7 protein-coding genes are annotated in these 4,600 nt (G+C 56.6%); 6 read left to right on the top strand and 1 reads right to left on the bottom strand.

Annotated elements, in window-relative coordinates; translation table 11 throughout:
* A partial coding sequence (locus G369_RS36945; RefSeq protein WP_038117012.1) for a phage integrase N-terminal SAM-like domain-containing protein occupies positions 1 to 180 on the bottom strand: 180 nt, incomplete at its 3' end.
* Between the two features lie 176 nt (positions 181 to 356).
* Between G369_RS36945 and G369_RS38990 the strand changes: the two genes are divergently transcribed.
* From G369_RS38990 to G369_RS37305, 6 genes are all read left to right on the top strand, one after another.
* Complete coding sequence (locus tag G369_RS38990; RefSeq protein ID WP_157773892.1) at positions 357 to 641, top strand: hypothetical protein; 285 nt, start codon at positions 357 to 359, stop codon at positions 639 to 641.
* 123 nt (positions 642 to 764) lie between these two features.
* A complete protein-coding gene (locus tag G369_RS0135160) occupies positions 765 to 1,094 on the top strand; it encodes a hypothetical protein (protein ID WP_019658747.1) in 330 nt (109 codons plus the stop codon).
* A 39-nt stretch (positions 1,095 to 1,133) separates the two neighbouring features.
* Positions 1,134 to 1,430, top strand: coding sequence for a hypothetical protein (locus G369_RS0135155; protein WP_157773891.1), 297 nt, complete (start codon positions 1,134 to 1,136; stop codon positions 1,428 to 1,430).
* Positions 1,431 to 1,567: 137 nt separating this feature from the next.
* Positions 1,568 to 1,864 carry a hypothetical protein gene (locus G369_RS0135150; protein WP_020723479.1) on the top strand — a complete coding sequence of 99 codons (297 nt, stop codon included), beginning with the start codon at positions 1,568 to 1,570 and terminating at the stop codon, positions 1,862 to 1,864.
* Between the two features lie 1,510 nt (positions 1,865 to 3,374).
* Positions 3,375 to 3,743: a hypothetical protein gene (locus G369_RS0135145; RefSeq protein ID WP_019658744.1), complete on the top strand. Its 369-nt coding sequence runs from the start codon at positions 3,375 to 3,377 to the stop codon at positions 3,741 to 3,743.
* Between the two features lie 370 nt (positions 3,744 to 4,113).
* A partial coding sequence (locus tag G369_RS37305; RefSeq protein ID WP_208604431.1) for a hypothetical protein occupies positions 4,114 to 4,600 on the top strand: 487 nt, incomplete at its 3' end.

Genomic DNA, 4,600 nt, shown 5'->3' with positions numbered 1-4,600 from the left:
CAGCTGGAAACGCCGCAGATCCTCCTCGGTGGCTGTGTCGGGGGAGCGCTGAAGGAAGCTCGCGAGGTAGCGCACGGCACGGATGTAGGCAGATTGCGTCTTGGGGCCGAGCTTGCGCATGCGCATGTCGTCGAGCAAGCGCTGGCGCAGTGGTGAAACCGCCGGTGTGGAAGGGGTCATGATCGTGCTCCTGTCGAAGAACGAGGCCGATTGCCTCGGTTCTCAACATAGACAGGGGCGCAATGCCTATCCGCACCGCGGCCATTGCGGCGGGCTACCGCGCGAGCGGTTTAGTCCTCGGGCCCTTTGCGCAGGCGACCTGTCCAGCTACATTCGGCCAGAACCAGACATTCGCCATGACGCCAGAAAATTACCCAGTGGTTGGCAGATTCAAGAACGAAACCGTTTTCGCTATGACGCTGTATCTTGAGATGCTCCCTGAAGAGGTAATCCTTGAGCCTGGCGATGAGGTGGAACTGCTTGCGCTACCCACTGGCAACCTGCTGCCTCTCGACGTGGCCCCCGTGGAGGGCGGTCTCCACATACACGCACACAAAACGTGGGGCCCGGATTGGCACGTAAGATTCAGAGGCAGAGTTATCAAGGCCGGCAATCCAACCCGTCTTTCTGACTACCGCTGAAGCCAACATCTGAGATGCTTGCATCGAGACCGCTAGGCGACCGGCCAATGTCGGCCGCATGCGCCTTCTCAACGCGGGCTACTCTTAGCGTAGTCGAGAAAAATCACTTCGCACAAATATCCTATGAAACGAATTCCCGATCGCCACGCGCCAGACGACTGGACTGAAGAAGGAGCCAAGATTCTGTCTGAGACAAGCCTCGCGAAGATAAAGAATGCGTTGGCCAGAGGTCCCGTCATTGTTCAGCATTGGTTCTATCGAGGAGCCAGTTCGCCACGTGTCATCTCCTTCGAGGACATCGAGGAATTCGAGGCCCACTTGGAGCAGCATGCGATTCCGGGTGACGCCTTTGATATCTGGAGCTTCAACGAGGTCTGCAAGATGGAAAACGTCCTCACTGAAGGCAAGCTGCACGACACGGATGGCTGTGTGCCCAGGGGCGGCGCCTATTGAAGAGCGCCGCGTCCTGCTTCAGTCGGCCAGAAGCGGACTTTGAAGATGCCTTTATATCGTGTCACCGTAATCTGCATGGGATTAACGGAAGCTCAGCTCGTTGATGCGGTGCCTGACATGCTTTCGGAGTTCGCCGAGCGCCCTTGGCAGAAAGATGTAAGGTGCGAAGCAAAGGATGGTGTGCTGCGCCTATCTGCGCTGAATGACTTCGATAGTAATGGACAGGCGCTGCTTGACGAGTTCTGGGACACTATCATCGCTTATGTTCATTTCGACGACAAGCTGAGCTTCGAGGTTGAAGAAGTATCGGTGCAGAACAGTCTCGCTGACGATTAAGCAGAGCACGGCCAAGTCCGGACGTTCGTCGCTGGCCCACAGCAGCATCGTCAGGAGCGTGTGCGCACTGACAGTCTGCGCGACGAGAATCGGGCAGCTTCAGGCACACAAGCGTCCGCCCCCCAATGCATTTGAAAATGATCAATCTTTCCGACGCACGAGCACTGGCTAGGCAGCAGGCCCAAGAAATGCTCGGCATGCAGGAGTCGGAAATTCTCGACTCCGAATTTGTAGAGGGCGAGGGCTGCTGGATCTTCTTCAGACGGCGCACCCTGACGTTTCCTCCCCATATGTCACTGGCCTCTTCAGCGGCTTACGCTGTGAGCAAGTGGGGTGAAGTCCGAATAGTTGCAGACTTCTCTGGCGAGCTTGAGGAAGCCAACGCGCTGCTGTTGCGTCTTTCTGAGTTCTTCCTTTTAAACAAAGCGCCGTGAGCTCGCTGTCTCAGAGTGCTAAGACAATCGAGCGGCGGTAGTCGGCCAGTACCGGACATTCAACAAATGACCTCAATTCCTTTCTATCTTGAGTCAGATGTTGAGGCGCTTCAACTGAACATCCCTTACGCGCGATTCATGGAATCAAGTGGCGCGTTGCGCTATTGGTCTGCGCTCTGCTCGGACGCAAAAGAACTCGCTCCCATCCTGCGTGACTATCCCCGTGTGAGATACGTGCCGCTCGAACCCCTCTATTTGTGCGCCAGAGCTGCAGCGTCATTGGATGAGCACTTGGTGGCAGACCTTTCGACTCATTGGACGTGGAGGGGAGTCGTTTATGCGGCGTTTCTTTGTTCACTCAAGCCTAAAAAGGAGTACCGAAAATACCTTTGGGACGCGCGTGAACGTGCGCCGCACAACTGGTGGTTGGTTGACTTGGCGATATGCGAGATCGACAAGTCGCCCATTGATTCTTATGTGAAGCTCAAGAATGCCTTCGCGAGTTACGAGCAGTCGTTGAACACATTCCCGCACAACGCGTACTTCTCCGACCTGGGTCGCAACAAGAAGAACTGTTTCTGCTCCGTTCATCAGCGGAATCAATTGCCAAAGCTTACAGGCTCGGTGGGGTGTCGGCGGCTCGTGCGGCAATTGATGCGTCTCCCTGGAAGCCATTCTTGCGTCGGCCAGGCTTGCTCTAGCAGGCGTTCGGTCAACCCAAGAGCGAAGTACTTCCCGCGGTGCCCACGCAGCTGCACAATGCGGCCGCAAGCGCATTACCACGCTGTTTAGCGCCAGGAGCACTCATTGAGCCTGCCTGATAGGAAAGAGGCTATCCGCCGTCGGCTCTTCAGCGCAGCTGTTCGCCGCGGCGACAATACGCCGCAGTTCGGCTTTCAGGTCTGCCCAAACTGCAGCGGCCGGGGTTCCATTTGCATGGAGCGAGAGGTGGATGGACGTTGGGTTGCGGCATTCGAGGAGTGCCCAACGTGCCAGGGCGAAACCATGGTCCCTGCATAAAAGATCAAATGAATAAGCTGATTTAGTGGTCCGGCTGCACGTCTGCTTTTGGGGCTTCGGTACTCCCGCTTCGGGCCCTTTGCACAAGCGACCTGTCCAGCTACAGTCGGCCAGAAGCCGACGATCGTAGGTCCTTTAGACTTCGCGCGATAGCGGACATTAAACGGCCCACCTGCCCCCCACAACTGCCCCTATGCTTTGCCCAAGATGTGAACAAGGCGAGATTGCCGCAATGGCAATAGGAAGCAGCGGCGCTGGGCTGTTCGTTTGCGTGGAGTGCGAGGCTACTTGGTTCGTCGATTCCGAGATTGGTACGAAGCCCTTCGTGGACCTCGGTACCCATCTGCGAAGCTTGGGACTCGCACCAATCTGGGATGAGCTTGACGCACTAGCTCCATAGGCTCGACTCGGCCAATTGCGATCATTCAACGGCACAGCACAATCGTGTCCAAAGCGGACACCCGCTGGATGCGGCTAACGAGGAGGAATCTTGGGAGTCAGCCTATTTGTCGAGCGGCCCGGCCGCGCCAATGCCATTTCCTTGGAGGAATGGAGGAAGCTCGTCGCCGACGAGCCGGACCTGCGGCTTCGCGCCGAGCCGTATGCCGCCATCAACCCTAAGACCGGTGAACAGGTTCTTCTTCCGGTTGGGGATGCAGACTCAGAGATGCAAAGCGGAATGCAATGGCATCCGTTTCTCCGCTTTGCTCAAGGCAAGTTGGTCATGGAGTATCAGCCCGGATTTGCGAGTCCGGACAATGAGCTTCGGCTACGGATCGCCTTGATTTCAAAGACACTCGGCGCTCAGATCACAACTGACGTTGATGATGAGCCCCTAAACTGGTCGCCAAGCGAATAGGTCGGGACGCGGCCAGTAGCGGTCTCTCGCCGTCATCAGTCAATAGAGGAACTCTATGTCTACTTCGCATCAGTCGGAGGAGGTCTGCCCTCGGTGCCATAGTGACGCACGGGTCGTGGAAAAGCTTCTTCTCATCGGAAAGGCAAGCCCGAGCATTCTGTTTACGGAGGAGCGAGCGGGCTATCGGCGACGTGACCAGGTGGCCACCGACGAGTGCAAACAGGAAGAACTGCAGAAGACCCCGCTAGAGTAGTTTGTGCACGGGTTCTACTGTCGCGCTTGTGGCGGTGGCTTCGTTGCCGACCGCTTGCTGAAATGAAGTCGTGGTCCATCTCCATCGGCACAATGCGGCCAGAACCGGACATTCGATATGACATCTCGTTTTTCAGTCGATTTCAACGAATTGCTTGAGCGCGATCTCGTCATGCTGTCGCAGACTGATTTCCGGAAGGACATCAACGGCTCGTCCGTCCTACTCGTTGAAGGTCTCCCTATTGAGGTTCAAGAAGATAACCTCTATGACGACGGCACGCACGAAGTGCTGTTTGCTCGCGGAGTCGTTGAGGCCAACTCAACGGGCACTTGGTCTCACGTCAAATGGTGCTGCCGATTTGACTCCGAGGGCTTCTACGACATTGCAGGTAGCTCCGTGAACGAAGAAATTTACAACACTGAGCTTTCGCCCGCAGAGGGCGCACGGGTTGCAAAGCTGTCTCAAGCTGAACTTGCGCTTGTCGATACGGCACTTCTTTCGCAAGTCTCCGACGATTGGAGGAAGGTCGCACGCGTGGTCGGGATGGCGATGCTGTCGACGCGGGACCTCCCAAGCGGGGTTCCCGACGCCTTCTTCGCGAAGC

Origin of the sequence: Variovorax atrisoli 110B (assembly GCF_000382045.1) — a bacterium.
Lineage (GTDB): Bacteria > Pseudomonadota > Gammaproteobacteria > Burkholderiales > Burkholderiaceae_C > Variovorax > Variovorax atrisoli.
The sequence above is the reverse complement of the archived record's forward strand: the minus strand, read 5'-3'. Positions and strand labels throughout refer to the sequence as shown.

Bases quoted from the DNA above. Each gene is read 5' to 3' on its own strand.
- G369_RS38990 (WP_157773892.1), top strand. From the start codon at position 357: ATGACGCCAGAAAATTACCCAGTGGTTGGCAGATTCAAGAACGAAACC.
- G369_RS0135160 (WP_019658747.1), top strand. From the start codon at position 765: ATGAAACGAATTCCCGATCGCCACGCGCCAGACGACTGGACTGAAGAA.
- G369_RS0135150 (WP_020723479.1), top strand. From the start codon at position 1,568: ATGATCAATCTTTCCGACGCACGAGCACTGGCTAGGCAGCAGGCCCAA.